This window comes from Geobacillus sp. CCR (genome assembly GCF_052906625.1).
On the sequence record NZ_JBREBQ010000085.1, the window covers coordinates 1 to 2,183 of the forward strand.

Sequence of the window (2,183 nt, forward strand, 5' to 3'; positions counted from 1 at the left end):
AATAATGTGCAAATGTTCGGAAATAATCTGCAAAACCTGGAATAATTCGCAAAGATTTTGCACATTATTTCCGAATCCGTCCGAAATAATTTGAAAAAGGGATTCTGAAATAATGTGCTAATTTACATCTTTACAAATAAAACTCTATCTTGATTTGGTCCATCATAATCAGTATATACAGAGACTCCATCTACTTCTTTATCTCCGTTTTTCTCGATTTCAAATCCCATTTTCGTATGAAATGCAACGGAAACTTTGTTCACTGGTGAAGTTACACAACGTACGATATTCCGACCATTCTTTTTAACAATATCAAAAAATTCATTGTAAAGTTTTCTTCCTATACCACTTTTTCTATAATCTGGATGCACCCCAACAAAGTGTATATATGCTTCTTCTGGATATGTTTGCGATAGAAAACCGATCAAAAATCCAACGATTTTTCCATCCTTTTTGGCAATGAAACTTGTATTTTGAAAATGGTCGAAAAATAATTTTGGCAACTTATCATACATTTGCCTCCCGCCCCACCACTCATTGATTAGTGGAGAGATGACATAATAGTCTGACTCTTTCACTGAACGGATTTCCATCTTAATCCCCCCTCATTATGTAAAAGTCTATTTAAACTAATACTATCATAAGGGCAAATTTAATGTTATTCCTTTTTTAACTAACCTGCCCCTTAGCCAACCATGAAGTGAACTTTAATACATATGATGGAAGGACATTCGTTCTTCCACAGGAAACAACCATGCCGCATCTATGCTTCACCATCAGAAGAATAAATATATGTCAGCTGAAGTCAGAGGTCGATTACAAACTGATACTTCGAGTTCGTATGGGAGTGCTGCCTTTTTGGGTTCATAAATTTTTAAGATATTTGAATAAAAGAAAGAAGCAATGGCTTATTTAAACATTGCCCTTGTTAGGTATAAAAAAATTAATCCAGAACCTCCAATAATAAGTAGGAGTGAGATAAAAATTAACCCCGTTGATAGGGAAGATGATAATGAGAATACGTCTAATATTTCAAGAAAAATAGCTACTTTCTTTTTGTTTGATGGTAATTTTTTATATTCATTCCAACTTTGCTTGAAATACATTACTCCAAAGGGGAAAAGTCCTATACCTACTACTAACATAATCACACCAATTCCGAAAGTATTCATCGTTACCTTCCTTTTTCTTAACATTAGTCTTAACTATCTTGTCACGTTAGCGAAGCAAACAAAATTTCTCATTTTTCTCACTTCCACCTCACCGAATAACGATTAGTCGCACACGATTTTTCTTGCTTGAATCGTATTCGATAAAAATAAATCAAGGGTTCTCACAAATGTGAGAACCCTTGATCCTAGAGGCTTTTCCCTTATTTTCAGTGCCGATGGTGGGAGTCGAACCCACACTCCCTCACGGGAACACGATTTTGAGTCGATTATGAAACCGTGCATTCCTCTCAATTAAAGCAAACCCAGATGCAACAAGGGGTTCTTTCATTTCCTCATTTTTTGGTTCATTATTACCGAATACGACTCGAACCTTCGTGCTGTTTGCAGATATTATATAAATTACCCGTGGTGCTAGATAAAACTCAGACAAGCATAAAAATAGCCCTTGCTGGCGGATCTCCTGTAGAATGAAAGTGTCACCCAACATTCGAAAGGAGAGATCCCCCATGCAAGAGCACTTTCATTTTACTACAGATCCAGCCAAACTGCAAAAGCAATATGCCGCCATTTTCGTTTTTGTTTCTGCCCAACTTTCATGCATTCAGGTACATCTTCACCGTCGAAATCGCCATTTGGTCAAGCAAGAGGACGCTGTCATCATCGCCATTCATCTTTTAGGAAAGCTGCTCGGTTTTACATCCGAACGGGCATGGCATCGTTTTGTCACGGGAAATTTGTTCACAAACGGCTCGTTTCTTGAACGCTCCCGATACAACCGCCGTTGCCGGGCGCTTGGTTTCGCCATCAAATGGATCCGTCATGAGCTGGCGAAACGTGGCCAACACCATGCTTATGCGGTCGTCGACAGCTTGCCTCTTCCGTTATGCCATCCCGCAAGAATGCAGCGCGTCAAGCGGTTTCGAGGGATCGCGGATATGGGGTATTGTGCTTCCAAAAAGCAATGGTACTACGGTTTCAAGCTGCATCTTCAAGTGACCAATCAAGGGCTGG

3 protein-coding genes are annotated in these 2,183 nt (G+C 39.0%); 1 reads left to right on the forward strand and 2 read right to left on the reverse strand.

The features are described 5' to 3' along the window. Window positions 1-122 precede the first annotated feature (122 nt). Together ACVBDQ_RS17900 and ACVBDQ_RS17905 are read right to left on the reverse strand one after the other, a co-directional pair. Window positions 123-593, reverse strand: coding sequence for an N-acetyltransferase family protein (locus tag ACVBDQ_RS17900; protein ID WP_446663391.1), 471 nt, complete (start codon window positions 591-593; stop codon window positions 123-125). A 315-nt stretch (window positions 594-908) separates the two neighbouring features. After that, a complete protein-coding gene (locus ACVBDQ_RS17905; protein WP_033845386.1) occupies window positions 909-1,172 on the reverse strand; it encodes a hypothetical protein in 264 nt (87 codons plus the stop codon). Window positions 1,173-1,678: 506 nt separating this feature from the next. Between ACVBDQ_RS17905 and ACVBDQ_RS17910 the strand changes: the two genes are divergently transcribed. Further along, on the forward strand, window positions 1,679-2,183 hold a 505-nt coding region (locus ACVBDQ_RS17910), incomplete at its 3' end, for an IS982 family transposase (RefSeq protein ID WP_446663392.1).